Raw genomic sequence first — 19,965 nt, forward strand, 5'->3', positions numbered from 1 at the left:
ATGCGTTCGGCCATCGGACCCCCCTCACCCTGACCCTCTCCCCGAGGGGGAGAGGGGATTGGCCCTGGGTGCACTGACGTGGCCCGCCGCCGTTCCCTGACCCTGCGGGGTCTGTTCGTCGTCCTCGCCGTGCTTGCCGCCGTCGCGTTGGCGGAGCGTCTGCACATCCTGCCGCCCGGCACGCTCGATGACCTGCTGGGCCAGGAGACGCAGCGCCCCCGCCAGCCGCGCAAGCAGGAGACCGCCGAACCGCCGCCGCCGATCATTGCCCGTGCATCCGACCGGATCGATTATGCCGAGGTGACCCGCCGGCTCGACTCCATCCGGGTGGAGCCCGAACGGGGCCGCGGCTACGAACGCTCGGAATGGCCGCACTGGCTGGCGCTGGAGGGCGGTTGCCTGAACGCGCGCGAAAAGGTTCTGATCCGCGACTCGCGCCGCCCGGCGACGCTCGACGCCAAGGGGTGCAGCGTGAAGTCCGGCGACTGGCTCGACCCCTACACCGGGGAGCGCTTCACCGATCCGCAGATGGTCGACATCGACCACCGGGTGCCGCTGCAGGAGGCCTATGCCAGCGGCGGCTACGACTGGAGCCGGGAACGCCGCGCTGCCTACGCCAACGACACCAGTGATCCGCTGACCCTGCTGGTCTCCGGCCGGGAGGCGAACCGCGCCAAGGGCTCCAAGGGGCCGGAGGACTGGCTGCCGCCGAAGCGCGACGGCATCTGCCTCTATGTCGCCGACTGGATCCTGGTGAAGGCACGCTGGGGCCTCACCATGGACGAGCGGGAACGGGTGACCGTCGGCAACATCCTGAACGACTGCCGCGCATCGGCCGGCAGCCAGCGCTGACGGCGCTCGGCATTGTTTCGCATACCACTGGTTTCGCGCTACGGTTCGGGCCGGAAACGGGAGGATGCAGTGAGCGAAGGACGAAGCGCCCCGTGGCGGGAAAGTGCTGCCGGCCTGGCGGCAAGACTGGCGCGGCGGGAACTGTCGGCGCGGGAGGCGGTTGAGGCGCATTTGGCGCGCATCGCGGCGATGGAGCCGGCACTGTCCGCCTTCATCACCGTGGCCGCCGACGAGGCGCTGGCCCGTGCCGAGGCGCTGGATGCGGCCCCGGCACCGGTGGGGCCGCTGCATGGACTGCCGGTGGCGGTGAAGGACCTGACCGACACCGCCGGCATCCGCACCACCTACGGCTCGGCGCTCTATGCCGATCATGTGCCGTCCACCAGCGACATCGCCGTCGCACGGATCGAGGCGGCGGGCGGCATCGTCATCGGCAAGACCAACACGCCGGAATTCGGCTTCGGCGCCGTCTGCCGCAACCGCCTGTATGGGCCGACCTGCAACCCCGTCGATCCCGTTCTGACCTCCGGCGGGTCGAGCGGCGGATCGGCGGTGGCGGTGGCCGTCGGCATGGCGCCGCTGGCGCACGGCACCGATTTCGGCGGATCTGTGCGGGTTCCGGCGAGCTTCTGCGGCATCGCCTCGATCAGGCCGACACCGGGGCTGATCCCGGCGCCGGGCCGCGCCCTGGGCTGGGACACGCTGGCGACGCACGGCGTCCTCGCACGCGACACCGCGGACTGCGCGCTGCTGCTGTCGGCGATGGCCGGCAGCGACCTGCGCGACCCGACCTCCCTGTTCGGCGACCGGGATGACGGCTCGGAGTCGCGGCTGGGCGCCACCGCCGATTTCGGCGTGGCCACGGTGTCCCAGGCCGTGCGCGAGCGCTTCGCCGCGGCGGTCGACCGGCTGGAGCGGACCGTCGGGCCGGTGGCGCGCCGCCACCCCGACTGTGGCGACGCCATGGCGACCTTCCGCACGCTGCGCGCCGCGCAGACCCGTCACGCCTTCGGGCCGATGCTGGCGAAGCATGGCGCTGACCTGACCGACACCATCCGCTGGAACATCGAGGCCGGCGCCGGCATCACCGCCGATGCCTATCTGGAGGCGCAGGCCGCCCGCACCGCCCTCTACCGCCGCTTCGCGGCGCTGTTCGAGGACATCGACGTGCTGGCGGCACCGGCCTGCGGCGTGCTGCCCTGGCCGAACGCAGAGGGCGAGGTGACGGAGATCGACGGCCGGCCGCTGGAGACCATCCTCGATTATCTCGGCGTCACCGCCATCATCACGATGGTGGGATTCCCCGTGCTGACCCTGCCAGTGGGCGGGCCGGTCGGCGGGGAGGATTTGCCCTTCGGCATCCAGCTGATCGCCCGGCCGGGCGAGGAGCGGCGCCTGATCCGCCTGGGACGGCTGTTGGAGCGGGAGGCGGGCTTCGTCCACCATTGGCCCGAAACTTGAGACCGGTAGGGGGGCGGTGCCACGACGGCAAAGCCCCCCTCTTCCCCATCTGCCGCATTTATGGTAAATAGGCGCGCATGGTAGAGACCCGACGCACCGGTGATCGTTCGAACGAGCCGATCCGCCCCGACCCCGGCGGCGGGCGGGTTCCCGCGGCCGGTGCGCGTGCGCGGGCCGACGGAATCGTCCCGCAGGGGCGGCAGCGCATCCCGAGCCTGCGCGAACTGGCAGCCCTGGTGGTCAACGGGGTGCTGACCCTGCCGCGCAACTACCGTCGCGGCATGTTCCTCGACGTTCAGGTGTAGGCCGCCACGTCCGGCCCGAACAGGCGCTCCATCAGCACCGGCGGAAGCTCGTACTGCGGCAGGCATAGGCTGGTGCTGCGGGCGTGCAGCGTGTGCAGGCATAACCCCTCCGCATCCGGGAATGTGCCGACGCGGAAGCGTTCGCGCGCGGCCTTCACGAACGGCGCATCCTCGCAGGCATTCACCGCAGGAAAGCGCTCCGCTTCCCAGACCACACGGCGGTAGGCGTAGGAGAAACCGTAACCGTCCAGATTCTCCGGCGAGGGTGGTGCGTCCGGCGCCTCGACATAGCTGCAGCCCTGCCGTCCCCAGCGATGGTGTGAACCGCCTTGCGCGGTATCCCAATAGCCGAACCGGCGGTGCGGCGCGCTGTAGAGGAACCAGCCGGACAGCTTCACCAGATCGTAGCCTTGCTCCAGCCGGTCCAGCATCCGCTCCACATAGGTGGGCGCATAGAAATCGTCGTCGTCCATGTGGACGATCACGGAACCCTTGGAATGTTCGGCAAGGATGTTGCGCTTCTCGCCGATCGCGTAGCGACTGGGGGAGTAGAAATACTTCAGCCGCGGGTTCGCCAGCGGCTTGAGATAGGCCGACGGGCGCGGACTGTCGTCGAACACCAGCCATTCGATCTCGGGATGGGTCTGCGCCTTGATGCAGGCATGCAGGCGGGGCAGGAAATCCTCCCGCTGCCACGTGGGCGTGATGATGCTGACGAGCGGGGTAGCCGGGGAGGGGATCGTGGTCATGGTCGTTTCTTGCCCGTGCGGGCGCCCTGCGTGTAGACAGGCGTCAGGATAGCACCGCCCGTGGGCCGGTGGTGATCGGAAGGAAGGGAAGAACGTCCGTGGGAGTGACCGACCGCATCTGGATCGTCTTCGCTGCGCTGAACGGTGCCGTCGCGGTCGCCGCCGGCGCCTATGCCAGCCATGGTCTGGCGGGCCAGCCGCAGGCGCAGGAGTGGTTCCGTACCGCCGGGCTGTATCAGATGGCGCATGCGCTGGCGCTGGTGCTTCTGGTGGCGCTTGCCGGCCGGCTGAGCGGCCGGGCGGGTGGACAACTGGCCCTGCGGATCGCGGGGTGGCTGTTCTGTGCCGGAATCCTGCTGTTTTGCGGCACGCTCTATGTGCTGGCCACGGTCGGGCCGTTGCCGGTGCCGATGACGGCGCCAGCCGGAGGATGGAGCTTCATGCTGGGATGGGTGGCGCTGGCGGCCGCGGCGCTGCTGGCGCGCGACTGAGGCTTGCGCCCCTCATGAGGGTATGCCGTCCGGCTGTTCAGCCGGCTGCGGCCGCACGCAGGTCGGAGCAGTCGCTGCCGGGATCGTTGGCAGACTCGCCGTCGCGGCCGTCGGCCGCATTCTCCGCCGTAGTGCAGTAGAGGCCGTGCAGCGTCGTCATGATCGTCTGCGCCTCGTGCCCGTTCAGCGAGTAGTAGATGTTCTGGGCGCTGCGCCGCGTGCGGACCAGATTGTCGTTGCGCAGCCGGGCCAGATGCTGCGACAGCGCCGACTGGCTGAGCCCGACCAGATCCTCCAGTTCGCCCACCGACCGTTCGCCCTGGCTCAGGTGGCACAGGATGAGAAGGCGCCGCTCATTGCACATCGCCTTCAGCAGGGCGCTCGCCCGGCGGGCGTTTGCCTGCAAATCCTCGATCTTCATCGCTTTCCCGTTGCCCTGTCCGTTCCGATTCGTTTTACAACCGGGCTGTCGTTATGCGGCCCGGCAAAGAAAAATGCTCGTATCCTAGTATATTCGTACCGCACGGGAATTGTCCACCTGTGGGATTCCGTCATTCCGACGCTGGCACCGATTGTCACCGTGCCGACTTGGGCGTTGCCATTACCGCCGATCAGCGCTTTTTTCTCGCATAACGGAACAATAGGCGGAAGGATGAGACATCCGGTGGTTGCGTTTGTCAGTCCGACGCTCCATGTCCATCATCTGCCGATGACACCGTATTTCAGGTGGGATAGCATTTCGTTCATGATCGATCATCCGTTGGATACCAAGGGCTTGCAATGCCCGCTTCCCGTCCTGCGCGCCCGCAAGGCGATCAGGGCCATCGCGATCGGCGACACCCTGACCGTGGAGGCGACCGATCCCGGCGCCCGCAAGGACTTCCCCGCCTTCTGCGAGGCGACCGGCAACCGCCTGCTGTCGGTCGGGGAGGAGGGCGGCATCCTCCGCTTCGTCATTGAACGGACGGCGTGATCCCTGCCCGCCGTTCCTGTCGGCCCATCGATCCGTCGCCCCATCGTTGCCGTTACCATCGTATCGTGTCACGGATTGCCCCGGCTCCCGAAAGTGGGCTGTGACGAATCGTCCTGGATTCAGCCTGTACTTTCATTAGCGATCCGGGAAGAATGGTTTTCGGAAACGCTGCGAACGCCGCCCGAAAATCAACGATAACGACCGAAAAATCGATGTTCACCACCCTGTTCACCCACCCGGCGTGCCTGGAGCACGACACGGGTCTCGGTCATCCCGAATGCTCCGACCGCCTGCGCGCCGTGCTCGCCGCGCTGGAGACGGAGGAGTTCCATATGCTGGAACGGCAGGAGGCGCCGTGCGCCACGGTGGAACAGCTCCTGCGCGCACACCCGCAGTCGCACATCGACCGCGTGCTGTCGCTGATCCCCGAGGTGGAGCATGCCGGTGTCGATGCCGACACGGTGGTCTCGCCCGGGTCGGGGGAGGCGGCGTTGCGTGCGGCCGGCGCGGTCTGCGCCGCGGTCGACGCGGTGGCGACCGGCCAGTCGCGCAACGCCTTCTGCGCCGTGCGCCCGCCCGGCCACCATGCGGAGCGGGACAAGGCGATGGGCTTCTGCCTGTTCAACAACGCCGCTGTCGGTGCCTATCACGCCCGCGCCGCGCACGGACTGCAGCGTGTGGCGGTGATGGATTTCGACGTCCACCACGGCAACGGCACGCAGGACATCCTGCAGCACGACCCGGACATGCTCTATTGCTCGACCCACCAGTCGCCGCTCTACCCCGGTACGGGGGATGCGGGTGAAAAGGGCGAGTATGGCAACTGCGTCAACGCGCCGCTGCCGGCCATGGCGGGATCGCCGGAGTTCCGGCATGCCATGACCCACGTCATCCTGCCGGCCATCGACCATTTCAAGCCGGACCTGCTGATCATCTCCGCCGGATTCGATGCCCATTCGCGCGATCCGCTGGCCGGTCTGCACCTGATCGACGACGATTTCGTCTGGGCCACCCGCAAGCTGGGCGAACTGGCCCGCACCCATTGCGGGGCGCGCATCGTCTCGGTGCTGGAGGGGGGCTACAACCTGCGCGCCCTTGCCTCCGCCAGCGCTGCCCATGTGCGCGAATTGATGTACTGCTGACCGGCTGCGTTCCTATTGGGCGGGCGCCCCATTCTCCCGAAAGGGGGAGGGGCTGCCCGAACGCATAGGCCGCACATAGGCCGCAATGGCCGGGGTAGCGGAGTGCCTCGGGCCTTGCGCCGGACGTGGGCGGGGCATACCTTCGCGGGCTTGAGGTCCCATCGATGGTTCTGCCCCACATGCCCCCTTCCACGACGTCTTCGCCCCCTGTTTCAGGCGCCGCCATTCCGCCCGACATCGCCGCCCTCAGCTTCGAGGATGCGCTCGCCGAACTGGAGCGGATCGTCCGCCAGCTCGAGGAAGGGCGCGGCAAGCTCGACGACGCCATCTCCTCCTACGAGCGGGGCACGGCGCTGAAGCGCCATTGCGAGATGAAGCTGCGCGAGGCGCAGGCCAAGATCGACCGCATCACCGTGAGCGCCGACGGCTCCCTCGGCACCGAACCCGCCCGGATCGACTGACGTGCAGACCATTTCCCAGACCGAGTTCAAAGCCGCGCTGGCCGACATCGCCGAGGCGGTCGAGCTCAAGATCAACGCATTGCTGCCGACCACCGACCTGGCCGAGGCGCGGGTGTTCGACGCCATGCGCTATGGCTGCCTGAACGGCGGCAAGCGGCTGCGCCCCTTCCTGGTGATGCAGTCCTCCGCCCTTTTCGGCGTCAACCCGGACTGCGCCATCCGTGCCGCCGCGGCCGTCGAGATGGTCCACAGCTATTCCCTGATCCACGACGACCTGCCGGCGATGGACGATGGCGAGCTGCGGCGCGGACGTCCGACCTGCCACCGCCAGTTCGACGAGGCGACCGCCATCCTGGCCGGCGACGGGCTGCTGACCTTCGCCTTCGAGGTGCTGGCGGATCCGGCGACGCACGAGGATCCCAACATCCGCTGCCAGCTGGTGACGGCGCTGGCCAAGGCGTCCGGCGGCCACGGCATGGTCGGCGGCCAGATGCTGGACCTGATCGCCGAGCATGAGACCTTCGACCTCGGCACCACCACCCGGCTGCAGCGCATGAAGACCGGCGAGATGATCGCCTTTTCCTGCGAGGCCGGCGGCATCCTGGGCAAGGCCAATCCGCCGCAGCGCACGGCGCTCCGCGCCTATGCCCACGACCTCGGGCTCGCCTTCCAGATCGTCGACGATCTGCTGGACGTGGAAGGCACGGCGGAGGAGACCGGCAAGACGGTCGGCCGCGACGCCCAGGCCGGCAAGGCGACCTTCGTGTCGATCCTCGGCCGCGACCGTGCCCGTGCCCAGGCGGAAATGCTTGCCAATCAGGCGTCGCAGCACTTGGACATTTTCGATGGGCGTGCCGATATGTTGAAGGCGGTCGCCGACTTCGTCGTCGCGCGCCGCGCCTGACCAGAGCTTGAGGACCATCACGACGTGACTGCCACCAAGACTCCGCTGCTCGACCTTTGTCCGACGCCAGCCAAGCTGCGGGCCCTGAAGCCCGAGCAGCTCCGCCAGTTCGCAGACGAGTTGCGCACCGAGACCGTGGACGCCGTATCGGTGACCGGCGGCCATCTCGGTGCCGGGCTTGGGGTGGTGGAGCTGACGGTGGCCCTCCATTACGTGTTCGACACGCCCTATGACCGGCTGATCTGGGACGTCGGGCACCAGTGCTATCCGCACAAGATCCTGACGGGGCGGCGCGACCGCATCCGCACGCTGCGCATGGGCGGGGGCTTGAGCGGCTTCACCAAACGGTCGGAGAGCGAATACGACCCCTTCGGCGCCGGCCACAGCTCGACCTCCATCTCCGCCGGGCTCGGCATGGCCGTCGCCAGCAAGATCAAGGGGGAGCAGCGCAACGTCATCGCCGTGATCGGCGACGGCTCGATGAGCGCCGGCATGGCCTACGAGGCGATGAACAACGCCGCCTCCACCAAGTCGCGGCTGATCGTCATCCTCAACGACAACGACATGTCCATCGCCCCGCCGGTGGGCGCGATGAGCGCCTATCTGTCGCGGCTGATTTCCTCCAAGCCCTATCTGTCCCTGCGCCATCTGGCGAAGGAGATCGCCGACCAGTTGCCGCGCCCGCTGCGCAACGCCGCCCGCCGGGCGGAGGAGTATGCCCGCGGCATGGTCACCGGCGGCACCCTGTTCGAGGAGCTGGGCTTCTACTACATCGGCCCGATCGACGGCCACAATCTGGACCATCTGCTGCCGGTGCTGCAGAACGTCCGCGACGCCGACGACGACAAGCCGGTGCTGATCCACGTCGTCACCAAGAAGGGCAAGGGCTACGGCCCGGCGGAGGAGTCGGCCGACAAGCTGCACGCCGTCGCCAAGTTCGACGTGGTGACCGGCACCCAGTCCAAGCCGAAGTCCAACGCTCCCACCTACACCCGCGTCTTCGCCCAGAGCCTGATTGCGGAGGCAGCGGCCGATCCGACCATCGTCGGCATCACCGCCGCCATGCCGTCCGGCACCGGGCTGGACCTGTTCGGGGAGCGCTTCCCCGACCGCTGTTTCGACGTCGGCATCGCCGAACAGCATGCGGTGACCTTCGCCGCCGGCATGGCGACGGAGGGGTTCAAGCCCTTCTGCGCCATCTATTCCACCTTCCTGCAGCGTGCCTACGATCAGGTCATCCATGACGTGGTGCTGCAGCATCTGCCGGTGCGCTTCGCGCTCGACCGCGCCGGTCTGGTGGGGGCGGACGGGGCGACCCATGCCGGGTCCTTCGACACCGCCTATCTCGGCTGCCTGCCCGACATCGTGATGATGGCGGCGGCGGACGAGCTGGAGCTGATGCACATGGTGGCGACCCAGGCGGCCATCGACGACCGCGCCTCCGCCCTGCGCTATCCGCGCGGCGAGGGGGTCGGTCTGGAGCTTCCCGACCGCGGCAGCATCCTGCCGATCGGCAAGGGCCGCATCCTGCAGGAAGGGACCAAGATCGCCATCCTCAGCTATGGCACCCGGCTGGGGGAGGCCCGGCGAGCGGCGTCGGAGCTGGCGGCACGCGGCTTGTCGACCACCCTTGCCGACGCCCGCTTCGCCAAGCCGCTGGACGAGGATCTGGTCCGCCGCCTCGCGCTCGAGCATGAGGTGCTGATCACGATCGAGGAGGGATCGGTCGGCGGCTTCGGCAGCTTCGTGCTGCAGTTCCTGGCGACGGCGGGCCTGCTGGACGGCGGTCTGAAGATCCGTCCGATGGTTCTGCCCGACCTCTATCTCGACCATGATTCACCGGCCAAGCAGTATGAGACGGCCGGCCTCACCGCCCAGCACATCGTCCGTACCGCGCTGCAGGCTCTGGGCATCGAGAGCGCAGCGGCACGGGCCTGATCCCCTCTCCAGGCGGCCACTCCAGACCGCAAGTCCACCCGAAACCACCCGAATGTCGTAATGCCATTTGTCTAGGGAAGTTTCGGGTTGTTGGACTGGTGCCGAGCACGAGCGACGCCTTACACTGCCCGGGCTGGAATGGTAGCTCCTCCGTAACGGTGGATGCGTCGGCAGCATGCGGGACGGCTACGGGATCAGGAGCGATGGCGCACATCATGGCGGTCACGGCGTACCGGAACGCGGAGTTCGGGACGGATCCCGGCGCGGGACGGGCGGCGGAAGCCAGCGGCTCCGGCCTCGACGATCCGGCGCTGCTGCGTTGCCTGCTGGACCAGACGCCGACCCCAACCGCCCTGGTGGAGGGGGAGGGCGACTGCTGCAGCTTCGCCAACGCCGCCTTCCGCGCCCTGGGAGTGGTTGCGGGCTCCGGCATGACGGACAGCTTTCCCGCCCTGTCCCCGGCGCTGCTGGCGGAAGCGCGCAACAGCGGCCGGCCGCAGCGCAGCCGGGCCGCGAGCGACCGTGCGCCGGACGGTGAGCGATTCTGGGATGTGCGCGTGACCCCGATGCTGGGCCTCAACGGTGTCGTCCGTGCCCTGATCGTCACCGCGGATGAGACACCGGAGTCGGTCGCCGAGCATGACCGGCGCCTGCGCGACGTCAGCCATCGGCTGAAGAACACGCTGCAGCTCGTCTCCAGCCTGCTGACCCTGCAGACGCTGTCCAGCAAGGATCCCGAGGTTCGCCGCGCCCTTCAGAGCGCCGGCGGCCGTGTCGGCATCGTCACCCAGGCCCATCAGCGCACCCACGGCGCATTGCGCGCCGGCACCGTCGACATGGCGCCGCATCTGCGCGAACTCTGCCAGGAGTTGGAGGCGACGCTTCCCGGCGCCCACCGCATCCAGGTCGCCGCGGAGGCGACGGAGATGCCGGTGGATTCCATCATCCCCTTCAGCCTGATCGTCAGCGAACTGGTCGGCAACGCCGCACGCCACGCCTTTCCGGCCGGAGCGCCCGGAACCATCGATGTGCGGCTCGGCCGAGCCGGCGACGGTACCGTCCGCCTGGAGATCTCCGACCGCGGCACCGGCCTGCCGGCCGGGCTGGACATCACCCGTGCAGCCACGCTGGGGCTGAAGGTGGTCCGTGCCTTCGTCGGCCAACTGCGCGGCAAGCTGACCGCGGACAGCAGCCCCTATGGCACCCGTGTGACCGTCGACTTCCCCGCCGCCTGACGAATCCGGTCCCCGGGGCTTGCCCTTCCGGCCGTTCCGCGTCAGGAATGCGCCGGCAAAGGGCATGAGCGAAGGGCTGACGGCATGGCACGGATAAGGGCGGATGTGGCGCTGGTGGAGCGCGGGCTGGCGGAAAGCCGGGCCAAGGCGCAGGCGCTGATCCTGGCCGGGCTGGTCTATTCCGACACCAAGCGCATCGACAAAGCCGGCGACCTGATCGCGGCGGAAGCCCCTCTGGCGGTCAAGGGGCAGGATCATCCCTGGGTATCGCGGGGTGGGTTGAAGCTGGTGAAAGGGTTGGACGCCTTCGCCATCGATCCCGCCGGCCTGACCGCGGTCGATGTCGGCGCCTCCACCGGCGGCTTCACCGACGTGCTGCTGACCCGCGGCGCGGCCAAGGTCTATGCCGTCGATGTCGGCCACGGACAGCTGGCCTGGAAGCTGCGAAACGATCCGCGCGTGGTGGTGCTGGAGAAGACCAACGCCCGCCATTTGACCACGGCCGAAATCCCCGACCCGATCGACCTCGTCGTGTGCGACGCCAGCTTCATCGGGCTGGAAATCGTGCTGCCGGCGGCATTGGATCTAGTGGTGTCCGGTGGCCGGCTGGTCGCCCTGATCAAGCCGCAGTTCGAGGTCGGGAAGGGCCGCGTCGGCAAGGGCGGCGTGGTGCGCGAACCGGAACTGCACGGGGAAGTCTGCGATCGCATCCGCACCTGGCTGGACACGCGGCCGGGCTGGCGTGTGCTGGACATCACCGAAAGCCCGATCACCGGGCCGGAGGGCAACAAGGAATTCCTGATCGGGGCGGTGAAGGACCGCGTCTGATCCGGATGGAACCATAAGCGCTTACGAGAGCGCCCATAATCCAGCGCTGCCGGAGCTCTTGGTGGTCCGGGTCGCTCCGGTGATGGCGCTGGTCCTCTCGCCGGTGCTGTTCTTGCCGACCATAATTCCTGACCTGATCCCAGGGCCGTGTCGAAACCCGGCTTGTGACGCTCTGGAGCCAGCATTTCAGGGCGTCACACCCTGTTTTTCGTGATCGCAGGCCCATATAGTCCGAGAAACGCTGTCTGCGGCAAAATGGCAGGCATGGAGCAGCTCTGACAGAAATCGAATAAGGACAGAATTCCATGGTGGAAAAGACGCAACCCTCTCTTCGGCGCCCAATTTCCATTTTCAGGGAATTCATGAAAAGCGAAGCGTCGGGCGGTATTCTTCTGATGGTCGCCGCGGCGCTTGCCTTGATCGTTGCGAATTCTCCCCTGTCGGGAGTCTATTTCGACACGCTGCACAGCTATGTCTTGGGGCTGAGCATCGGGCATTGGGTCAATGACGGACTGATGGCGGTCTTCTTCCTGCTGGTCGGGCTGGAGATCAAGCGGGAGATGCTTGATGGGCAACTCTCCTCATGGTCGCGCCGGATTCTGCCGGGCGTGGCGGCGGCTGGCGGCATGTTGGTGCCCGCCCTCATCTATGTGGCCTTCAACAGCAGCGATCCGGAAACGATCCGCGGCTGGGCCATTCCGGCGGCGACGGACATCGCCTTTGCCCTGGGCGTCCTGTCGCTCCTTGGGCCGCGCGTGCCGACCTCCCTCAAGATCTTCCTGACGGCCCTGGCCATCATCGACGATCTCGGCGCCGTCATCATCATCGCCCTGTTCTACACCGCCGACCTGTCGATGCCGGCCCTGGGTGCGGCGGCGCTCATCCTGGCGGCGCTGATCGCCTTGAACCGCTTCGGTGTCCAGACGCTCTGGCCCTACCTCATCCTCGGCGCGGGCCTGTGGGGTGCTGTTCTCCTGTCGGGCGTCCATGCGACGCTGGCGGGCGTTACCCTTGCGCTGACGATTCCGCTTCGCCCCGCGCCGGGCAAGCCGGACGACATGCACTCCCCGCTGCACCGGCTGGAGCACGGCATCCACGGCTGGGTGGCCTACCTGATCGTCCCCGTCTTCGGCTTCGCCAATGCCGGCGTGTCCTTCACCGGAATGGACGCGTCGATCCTGACGGGCTCTCTCCCGCTGGGGATCGCGCTCGGCCTGTTCCTGGGGAAGATGGTCGGCGTGTTCGGAACCGCCTGGCTCACCATTCGCCTGGGGTTCGCCGACATGCCGGCCAATGCGAACACGGCGCAGCTTTTCGGCGTTTCCCTGCTGTGCGGCATCGGCTTCACCATGAGCCTGTTCATCGGAGCCTTGGCCTTCCCCACGTCGCCCGAACTCGGCGATGCGGTCAAGGTCGGTGTCTTCACCGGTTCGCTTCTCTCCGCGACCGCCGGCGCCCTGCTTTTGCGCCTCGTGTCGCGGAAAGCCGGGGATCCGGCGCCCCAGTACGCGAAAGCCGATCGGAACGCCGCGTGACGTCGGCCCGTGAAAGGCGCCTCCGCACCCGGGGGCGCCAGCCGGCGGGACAATGTCTAGGCCGTCGGCTTCCCGTCTAGACGGTCCAAAATCTCCTGCGCCTGGGTGAGGAGCGAGTCTCGCGCGGCCGACAATCGCTCAAGGGCTGTTTGCGACTGCCTGATCGTCCATGTCGCGTGGTAGATCTGCTGATCGAGAACATCGATGTCCTTCTCGATGAACATCAGCCAGTCGCGATCTGTCTGTATGTCGCGGTCGTTCATGATCGAATCTCCCTTTTCCTTTATTGTTTCCGGCTGTGGGCATGCCCTCCTGAGTTCAAGATGGCCGGATATTCGGGAGACGGCCCGCCATTCAGCGGCGGGCCGCCTCCCCAGACACGTCAGTGCTTAGGCTTGGCGAGATCGAAGCGGTCGGCGTTCATGACCTTCATCCAGGCGGCAACGAAGTCCTTCGCGAACTTCTCGTGGGAATCGCCGCACGCATAGACCTCCGCGAAGGCCCGGAGCTGTGAGTGCGACCCGAAGATCAGGTCGACGCGGGTGGCCGTCCATCTGCTCTCCCCGGTCTTGCGGTCCCGCCCTTCATAGATGCCGTCGGCGTTCGGGGGCTGCCATTCCGTGGCCATGTCGAGCAGGTTGACGAAGAAGTCGTTCGTCAGCGTCTCCGGCCGGTCGGTCAGAACACCGTGCCTGGAGCCGCCGGAATTGGCGCCGAGCACGCGCAGCCCGCCGACAAGAACGGTCATTTCCGGCCCGGTCAGCCGCAACAGTGCCGCCCGGTCCACCATGGCCTCCTCCGGGATCATGAACTGCTGCTTCTTGCTGTGGATATAGTTGCGGAAGCCGTCGGCCCGCGGTTCGAGCGCCGCGAAGGAGTCGACATCGGTCTGGTCCTGCGATGCGTCCATGCGTCCGGGGGAGAACGGGACCTGCAGGGTCAGGCCGGCATCCTGTGCCGCCTTTTCGATCGCTGTACCGCCGGCAAGGACGATCAGGTCGGCGAGTGAGATCCTCTTGCCGCCGGCGGAGGCGTTGAAGTCGGTCTGGATGGCCTCCAGCGTCTGCAGCACGGTCTGGAGCTGCGCCGGCTCGTTCACCTCCCAATCCTTCTGCGGAGCAAGGCGGATGCGCGCACCGTTGGCGCCGCCGCGCTTGTCGGACCCGCGGAAGGTGGAGGCCGACGCCCAGGCCGCCGAGACCAGCTGCGAGACCGAAAGGCCGGAGGAGAGGATCCGCGCCTTGAGCGCCGCAACGTCGGCATCGTCGACCAGCGCATGATCGACCGGCGGGATCGGATCCTGCCAGATCAGCGTCTCCTTCGGAACGAGCGGACCGAGATAGCGCACCACCGGCCCCATGTCGCGGTGGGTCAGCTTGAACCAGGCGCGGGCGAAGGCATCGGCGAACTGGTCCGGATTCTCGTAGAACCGCCGGGAGATCTTCTCATAGATCGGGTCGAAGCGGAGCGACAGGTCGGTCGTCAGCATCGTGGGCAGGCGCTTTGCCGATCCGGGGCAGGGGCCCGGGATCGAAGGCTCCGCATCCTTCGCCTGCCATTGCCACGCACCGGCCGGGCTCTTGGTCAGTTCCCATTCGAATTTGAAGAGGTTGTCGAAGAAGTGATTGCTCCATGTCGTCGGCGTCTGGGACCAGATCACTTCCGGGCCGCCGGTGATGGCGTCGGCTCCATACCCCGTTCCGTGCTTGGATTTCCAGCCGAGGCCCTGGTCCTCCAGCGCTCCGGCTTCCGGTTCCGGACCCATGAAGGAGGGGTCGCCCGCGCCGTGCGTCTTGCCGAAAGTGTGGCCGCCGGCGATCAGCGCGACGGTCTCCTCATCGTTCATCGCCATGCGGTAGAAGGTTTCGCGGATGTCCTTGGCCGCCGCCACCGGGTCCGGATTGCCGTTCGGCCCCTCCGGATTGACGTAGATGAGCCCCATCTGCACCGCGCCCAGCGGATCGGCGAGCTGGCGTTCGCCGCTGTAGCGCTCGTCGCCGAGCCAGGTTCCTTCCGGACCCCAGAACAGCTCCTCCGGCTCCCACGTATCCACGCGGCCGCCGGCAAAGCCGAATGTCTTGAAGCCCATCGATTCCAAAGCGACGTTGCCGGCCAGGACCATCAGGTCGGCCCAGGACAGCTTGCGCCCGTATTTCTGCTTGATCGGCCAAAGCAGGCGGCGCGCCTTGTCGAGATTGGCGTTGTCCGGCCAGGAGTTGAGCGGCGCGAAGCGCTGCTGGCCTGTGCCGGCGCCGCCGCGGCCGTCGGTGATGCGGTAGGTGCCGGCGCTGTGCCACGCCATGCGGATCATCAACCCGCCGTAATGGCCGAAATCCGCAGGCCACCATTCCTGGGAGTTCGTCATCAGGGCGTTCAGATCCTTGATCACCGCATCGAGATCAAGGGACTGGAATTCCTTGGCATAGTCGAAGTCCCTGCCCATCGGGTCGGACAGCGGCGAATTGCGGTGAAGCATCTCGAGATCGAGGGCATTCGGCCACCAGTCGCGATTCCTGTGGCTGCGGCCACCGCTTCCGCCTCCGTTTCCACCCCCGGTAAATGGACATTTGCCTGCGCTATCGTCGGTCCTCGCGTCCATCGTTTCCTCCTGCAACGCTTATGGGTTCACGTCTCGGCATTCACAGGGCGGCAAGTTTGCTTCAAAGCAAAACTGTATGTCTGACCAATGATCAGGTAAAATGGTCTTTGTTGATCGCTGCGATAAGGTGATCTTATGATTCCCGGTTCCGTGACTCTCCGGCAGCTTCGCTATTTCGATGCGCTGGCGCATCACGCCCATTTCGGGCGTGCGGCAGCCGCCTGTGCCGTTTCACAGCCGGCCCTGTCGATGCAGATCAAGGAACTGGAAGAGGCATTGGGGGCCGCACTCGTCGAGCGGGGCAGCAGGAGCGTGCGGCTGACGGCCTTCGGGCAGGAGGCGTCCCTGCGCGTCCGCGACATCCTGCATTCCGTCGATCAGTTGGGGGAGCTTGCTCGGCTGTCGAAGAACCGGATCAGCGGCCGGTTGCGCATCGGCATGATCCCCACGATCGCACCCTATCTGCTGCCGGCGGTGATCGCGGTCGTCAAGCGGGAACACCCGCATGTCGAGATCGAGGTGCGTGAGGCGCTGACGTCGAAGCTGATCGAAGAATTGGCCGAGGGGCGGCTCGACGCCGCGATCACCGCATTGCCGGTGTTCGAGCCGTCCTTGACCGAGGCGGTGCTGTTCACGGAGGATTTCCTGCTGGTCCGGCCGGCCGCGGAAGCGGGAAAGCCGGTGCCAAATGGAGAAATGCTGCGCGAGATGCGACTGCTTCTGCTGGAGGAGGGGCATTGCTTCCGCAACCAGGCCCTGTCCTTCTGCAACATGCCGTCCTCGTCGCCACGCAAGGCGCTGGAGGCGAATTCATTCTCCACGCTCGTCCAGATGGTCAGGGCCGGAATGGGCGTGACGCTGGTCCCGGAGATGGCCGTCGATATGGAGACCGGCTCCGGCACGGTGTCGGTGGTCCGCTTCAAGGACCCGCAACCGTCGCGGACCATCGGCATGATCTGGCGTAAGACAAATCCTCTGGCCGCACAGTTCCTGCAGTTGGCGAAACTGCTGGGCCAGCCGGTTGACCAGAATAGCCCGGAAGCCGGAGGGGCACCGCGGCCGGCCGCGGCGCCCGTCAGCCGTCAGTCGAAGCTGAAGCCCTGATCCTTCATGTAGACGTTCTTCACCTTGCACCAGTCGACGCTGAACTTCTCCGATTCATAGCCGACCCAGTCGACCTTGAACGGAACGACGCAGTTTCCTTCGTCGCTGCCCCAGTCCATCTCGGCGGATTCGCCGGGCTTCAACTTGAAGTCGATCCAGTTCTTGCTCCACGCCCTGCCTTCGAAGGTGCGGAAACCGTTGATGACGTACTCGGACGATTTGTTGTGGAGATTGAATTTGTAGGTGTCCGCGGCCTGGGCGGAAGCGGCCGCGCCGGCCAGGGCGGCGAAAACGGCGAGAAAAGCGAATCTGCGCACGGTCGACCTCGTCGTTGAGAGCCCGCCATCACTGGCGGTAATCCATACGATGACGAAGCAATAATCCCAACGGAAGGGGATATATGACATGCGAGCTTCAGCGCTGCCCTGTCGCCAGTTGCCCTTCGGACCGCGCCTCTTATGATTGGCGGCAATGACCGCATGGACGGTCTCGCAAGACGAAGGGTTCGGGACATGAATGACGCAACGGCGGGCTGGATCGAACTCCAGGCCGCGGACGGCCATCGGCTTCGCGCCTATCGCGCACCGGCCAAGGGCGAGGAGATCGGGCGCCTGATCGTGGCGCCGGAGATTTTCGGCATCAACCACCATATCCGCAGCGTGTGCGACGGCTTCGCCCAGCAGGGATTCACCACCGTGGCGCCGGATCTGTTCGACCGTGCCGAACGCGGGGTGGAACTGCCCTATGACGAGGCCGGCATCCAGCGGGGCATCGCGCTGAAGGGAGCGGTGCCGACGGCGGACGCGCTACAGGACGTCGCGGCGGCGCTGGCCCATCTGGGCGGTGACGGGGCTGCTGCCATCGTCGGCTATTGCTGGGGCGGCAGCATCGCCTGGGCCTCGGCGGCGATCCTGCCGGTGCGGGCCGCCGTCGGCTATTACGGCGGAGATATCGGCAAGACGCTGGACAGCGCCCCGCGGGTGCCGACCCTGCTGCATTTCGGCGACCAGGACCACGCCATCCCGCTGTCGGTGGCGGAGGGCGTGCGCTCGCGCTATCCATGGTTGCCGGTGCATGTCTACCCGGCCGGCCATGGTTTCAACTGCGACGAGCGGGGGAGCTTCCATCCGGAAAGCGCGGTTCTGGCGCTTCGCCGGACCGTGGGGATGCTGCGGGCCGTGTTCTGACCGAACTGGTTCTGACCGGTCCCGTTCCGACCCGCGGCTCCTTCCGGCGTCCGAGCCGGATCGGCCAGCGGCGGAAGGCCAGCAGCCCGATGCAGATCAGCGCATAGACCAGCGGCGCCGTCTGCCAGCCCTTCACCAGCATGACGAAGTGCAGGCAGGCGGCCAGTCCGGCGACGAATACACCCTTATGCAGGGCGCGCCACCGCCTGCCGCCCAGCCGCTTCACCATGCCGTCGGTGGAGGTCGCGGCCAGCGCCGTCAGGATCAGGAAGGCGCCCATCCCGACCGTGATGTAGGGCCGCTTGACGATGTCCTTCCAGATCGCCGCCCAGTCGAAGAACTGGTCCAGCCCGACATAGGTGGACAGGTGGACCGTGGCGTAGAAGAAGGCGAACAGCCCCAGCATCCGCCGGAAGCGCGCCAGCCCAGCCACCCCCGTCAGCATGCGCAGAGGCGTCAGCGCCAGGGCGATCAGCAGGAAGCGCAAGGCCCACAAGCCGCTGGCCTTGACGCTTTCCAGCACCGGCTCCGCCCCCAGCTCGCCGGTGTAGGCGAGCCGGACGGTCCAGGCCAGCGGGACGAGGCAGAGGATGAAGACGGCGGGCTTGGCCCAACGCGACGCGAGCGCAGCGTTGGCGGCGGCGCGCAGATCGACGCCGCCGGCGGCGGATGCAGGGTCGGCCATAGTCAGTAGTTCGCCTTCAGGTCCATCCCGGCATAGAGCGACGCGACCTCCTCGCCATAGCCGTTGAAGGGCAGGGTCTTGCGGCGGGAGAATTCGCCGACGCGCCGCTCGGTCGCCTGGCTCCAGCGCGGATGGTCGACCTCGGGGTTGACGTTGGAGTAGAAGCCGTATTCGCGCGGCTGCGACTTGTTCCAGGCGGTCGGCGGCTGGTCCTTCACCAGCGTGATCCTGACGATCGACTTGATCGACTTGAAGCCGTACTTCCACGGCACCACCAGCCGGATCGGCGCGCCGTTCTGGTTGGGCAGCACCTCCCCATACATCCCGACGGCCAGCAGGGTCAGCGGGTGCATCACCTCGTCCAGCCGCAGTCCTTCGGTGTAGGGCCAGTCCAGCACCCAGGAGCGCAGGCCCGGCATCTGCTTGGGGTCGTTCAGGGTCTGGAAGGCGACGTATTTGGCGTTGCCGGTCGGTTCCACCCGCTTCAGCAGTTCGGCCAGCGAGAAGCCGACCCAGGGGATCACCATCGACCAGCCTTCGACGCAGCGCAGGCGGTAGATGCGCTCCTCCATCGGGAATTTCAGCAGGTCTTCGATGCCGATGGTCATCGGCTTGGCAACCTCGCCGCCGATGGCGATCTCCCAGGGCATTGTCTTCAGCGTGCCGGCATTGTCGGCGGGATCATCCTTGCCGGTGCCGAACTCATAGAAGTTGTTGTAGGTCGTGGCCGACTTCATCGGCGTGGTCGGGTCGAACTTCGGATCGGCCGGCTTGATCGTGGTCGGCACCTGGAAGGACGCTGCCAAGGCGTTGCCGCTCCACACCGGCAGGCTGCCCAAGGCCATCGCCGCGGCACCGCCGGCCATCAGGCTGCGGCGGGTAAGAAACAGGTCCCGCGGAGTCACCTCGTCCTCGCGGGCCTGCGAGGGGGCGGGGAATTTGAACAGCATCGACCTCTCCCGAACGGACCATTCCTGCCAGTAACCATAGGTCTGCGGCAGGCCGCCGGCAAATCACGCTCTCTACACGATTGCGTGAGCGGTCGATGAAAACGCTTCAGCGCCGGCCGAGCGGGATCACGATGGCGGGACCGCCGAGGCCGCCGCCGCGCGCCACCCGCCGCACCGGGAAGGGCAGCACGTCCGCCGCCGGCCTGGGCGGGCCGAGCGCCGGCAGTCCGGCAAAGGAGTGGGCCAGGGCTGCGCCGCTGTTGCAGGCGCGCATCCAGGAAAGCATGCAGTACATCGATGCCTGCATGGGAATCGTCCAGAGAATCATGGTCAAGCCCCGGGCTGTGACGACAGTCGAATTGGTCTCGCCCTGCGGGAGATGGCTCCGTGCCGAATGATCCCGCTGTGGTTCGGATCCATAACGAGGTCGGCCACTGAATCGTTCCGGCCCTTATACGATGGTTGAGCAGGGCATTTCCGATGGGCAAGTTCGTGGCGTCGATGGCCTGTGCCAGCGAATGAAATTTCGCCGTTTAAAGCGAAGGTTGTCTTGTTCTGTGGTAAAT

At 66.8% G+C, this 19,965-nt stretch carries 22 protein-coding genes; 14 read left to right on the top strand and 8 right to left on the bottom strand.

The window, feature by feature from the left end:
• The first annotated feature begins 78 nt into the window (after positions 1-78).
• The 3 genes from ACWPKK_RS22915 (at position 79) to ACWPKK_RS22925 (ending at position 2,618) form a co-directional block, all read left to right on the top strand.
• Positions 79-852 (top strand): HNH endonuclease family protein, encoded by a 774-nt coding sequence (locus tag ACWPKK_RS22915; protein ID WP_452008844.1) that lies wholly within the window; start codon positions 79-81, stop codon positions 850-852.
• Between the two features lie 69 nt (positions 853-921).
• On the top strand, positions 922-2,313 hold the full coding sequence (locus tag ACWPKK_RS22920) for an amidase (RefSeq protein ID WP_452008846.1): 1,392 nt from the start codon (positions 922-924) through the stop codon (positions 2,311-2,313).
• A 77-nt stretch (positions 2,314-2,390) separates the two neighbouring features.
• Positions 2,391-2,618 (top strand): hypothetical protein, encoded by a 228-nt coding sequence (locus ACWPKK_RS22925; protein ID WP_324864817.1) that lies wholly within the window; start codon positions 2,391-2,393, stop codon positions 2,616-2,618.
• Here ACWPKK_RS22925 and ACWPKK_RS22930 read toward each other — a convergent pair.
• Complete coding sequence (locus ACWPKK_RS22930) at positions 2,609-3,367, bottom strand: glycosyltransferase family 2 protein (RefSeq protein WP_452008849.1); 759 nt, start codon at positions 3,365-3,367, stop codon at positions 2,609-2,611. The genes ACWPKK_RS22925 and ACWPKK_RS22930 overlap by 10 nt on opposite strands.
• 98 nt (positions 3,368-3,465) lie before the next feature.
• On the opposite strand from ACWPKK_RS22930, the gene ACWPKK_RS22935 reads away from it, so the two are divergent.
• On the top strand, positions 3,466-3,858 hold the full coding sequence (locus tag ACWPKK_RS22935) for a DUF423 domain-containing protein (protein ID WP_452008852.1): 393 nt from the start codon (positions 3,466-3,468) through the stop codon (positions 3,856-3,858).
• Between the two features lie 37 nt (positions 3,859-3,895).
• Here ACWPKK_RS22935 and ACWPKK_RS22940 read toward each other — a convergent pair whose 3' ends face one another.
• A complete protein-coding gene (locus ACWPKK_RS22940; RefSeq protein ID WP_452008855.1) occupies positions 3,896-4,279 on the bottom strand; it encodes an ArsR/SmtB family transcription factor in 384 nt (127 codons plus the stop codon).
• A gap of 324 nt (positions 4,280-4,603) precedes the next feature.
• Here ACWPKK_RS22940 and ACWPKK_RS22945 point away from each other — a divergent pair, with 324 nt between their 5' ends.
• The 8 genes from ACWPKK_RS22945 to nhaA all read left to right on the top strand — a co-directional run bounded on the left by ACWPKK_RS22945 (position 4,604) and on the right by nhaA (position 12,874).
• Positions 4,604-4,831: a sulfurtransferase TusA family protein gene (locus tag ACWPKK_RS22945; RefSeq protein WP_452008857.1), complete on the top strand. Its 228-nt coding sequence runs from the start codon at positions 4,604-4,606 to the stop codon at positions 4,829-4,831.
• 212 nt (positions 4,832-5,043) lie between these two features.
• The gene (locus ACWPKK_RS22950) at positions 5,044-5,973 is read left to right on the top strand and encodes a histone deacetylase family protein (protein ID WP_111069145.1); all 930 of its coding nucleotides are present in this window, start codon (positions 5,044-5,046) and stop codon (positions 5,971-5,973) included.
• A gap of 179 nt (positions 5,974-6,152) precedes the next feature.
• Entirely contained in the window at positions 6,153-6,434 is a 282-nt protein-coding gene (locus ACWPKK_RS22955; RefSeq protein WP_247883929.1) for an exodeoxyribonuclease VII small subunit, read from the top strand.
• A 1-nt stretch (position 6,435) separates the two neighbouring features.
• Entirely contained in the window at positions 6,436-7,338 is a 903-nt protein-coding gene (locus tag ACWPKK_RS22960; protein WP_324864831.1) for a polyprenyl synthetase family protein, read from the top strand.
• Positions 7,339-7,362: 24 nt separating this feature from the next.
• Positions 7,363-9,276: a 1-deoxy-D-xylulose-5-phosphate synthase gene (gene dxs / locus ACWPKK_RS22965; RefSeq protein WP_452008861.1), complete on the top strand. Its 1,914-nt coding sequence runs from the start codon at positions 7,363-7,365 to the stop codon at positions 9,274-9,276.
• A gap of 203 nt (positions 9,277-9,479) precedes the next feature.
• Positions 9,480-10,511, top strand: a complete 1,032-nt coding sequence (locus ACWPKK_RS22970; RefSeq protein ID WP_452008864.1) for a sensor histidine kinase — start codon at positions 9,480-9,482, stop codon at positions 10,509-10,511.
• 84 nt (positions 10,512-10,595) lie between these two features.
• Positions 10,596-11,339: a TlyA family RNA methyltransferase gene (locus tag ACWPKK_RS22975; protein ID WP_452008866.1), complete on the top strand. Its 744-nt coding sequence runs from the start codon at positions 10,596-10,598 to the stop codon at positions 11,337-11,339.
• Between the two features lie 305 nt (positions 11,340-11,644).
• Positions 11,645-12,874, top strand: coding sequence for a Na+/H+ antiporter NhaA (gene nhaA, locus ACWPKK_RS22980; protein WP_452008869.1), 1,230 nt, complete (start codon positions 11,645-11,647; stop codon positions 12,872-12,874).
• Positions 12,875-12,930: 56 nt separating this feature from the next.
• Here nhaA and ACWPKK_RS22985 read toward each other — a convergent pair whose 3' ends face one another.
• Positions 12,931-13,137, bottom strand: a complete 207-nt coding sequence (locus tag ACWPKK_RS22985; protein WP_324864840.1) for a hypothetical protein — start codon at positions 13,135-13,137, stop codon at positions 12,931-12,933.
• Positions 13,138-13,256: 119 nt separating this feature from the next.
• Positions 13,257-15,473: a catalase/peroxidase HPI gene (gene katG, locus ACWPKK_RS22990; RefSeq protein ID WP_452008872.1), complete on the bottom strand. Its 2,217-nt coding sequence runs from the start codon at positions 15,471-15,473 to the stop codon at positions 13,257-13,259.
• Positions 15,474-15,608: 135 nt separating this feature from the next.
• Here katG and ACWPKK_RS22995 point away from each other — a divergent pair, with 135 nt between their 5' ends.
• Positions 15,609-16,577: a hydrogen peroxide-inducible genes activator gene (locus ACWPKK_RS22995; RefSeq protein WP_452008874.1), complete on the top strand. Its 969-nt coding sequence runs from the start codon at positions 15,609-15,611 to the stop codon at positions 16,575-16,577.
• Here the strand turns inward: ACWPKK_RS22995 and ACWPKK_RS23000 are convergent.
• Positions 16,556-16,894 (bottom strand): hypothetical protein, encoded by a 339-nt coding sequence (locus ACWPKK_RS23000; RefSeq protein ID WP_452008876.1) that lies wholly within the window; start codon positions 16,892-16,894, stop codon positions 16,556-16,558. The genes ACWPKK_RS22995 and ACWPKK_RS23000 overlap by 22 nt on opposite strands.
• Before the next feature lie 195 nt (positions 16,895-17,089).
• On the opposite strand from ACWPKK_RS23000, the gene ACWPKK_RS23005 reads away from it, so the two are divergent.
• A complete protein-coding gene (locus tag ACWPKK_RS23005; RefSeq protein WP_452008878.1) occupies positions 17,090-17,764 on the top strand; it encodes a dienelactone hydrolase family protein in 675 nt (224 codons plus the stop codon).
• On the opposite strand, the gene ACWPKK_RS23010 is transcribed toward ACWPKK_RS23005, so the two are convergent.
• The 3 genes from ACWPKK_RS23010 to ACWPKK_RS23020 all read right to left on the bottom strand — a co-directional run bounded on the left by ACWPKK_RS23010 (position 17,676) and on the right by ACWPKK_RS23020 (position 19,706).
• Complete coding sequence (locus tag ACWPKK_RS23010) at positions 17,676-18,449, bottom strand: sulfite oxidase heme-binding subunit YedZ (protein WP_452008881.1); 774 nt, start codon at positions 18,447-18,449, stop codon at positions 17,676-17,678. The two genes, ACWPKK_RS23005 and ACWPKK_RS23010, sit on opposite strands and share 89 nt — an antisense overlap.
• A gap of 2 nt (positions 18,450-18,451) precedes the next feature.
• Positions 18,452-19,399, bottom strand: coding sequence for a protein-methionine-sulfoxide reductase catalytic subunit MsrP (gene msrP / locus ACWPKK_RS23015; protein ID WP_452008884.1), 948 nt, complete (start codon positions 19,397-19,399; stop codon positions 18,452-18,454).
• 106 nt (positions 19,400-19,505) lie between these two features.
• Positions 19,506-19,706 (bottom strand): hypothetical protein, encoded by a 201-nt coding sequence (locus tag ACWPKK_RS23020; protein WP_452008886.1) that lies wholly within the window; start codon positions 19,704-19,706, stop codon positions 19,506-19,508.
• Positions 19,707-19,965: the final 259 nt, after the last annotated feature.

It is taken from the genome of Azospirillum largimobile (assembly GCF_977007025.2).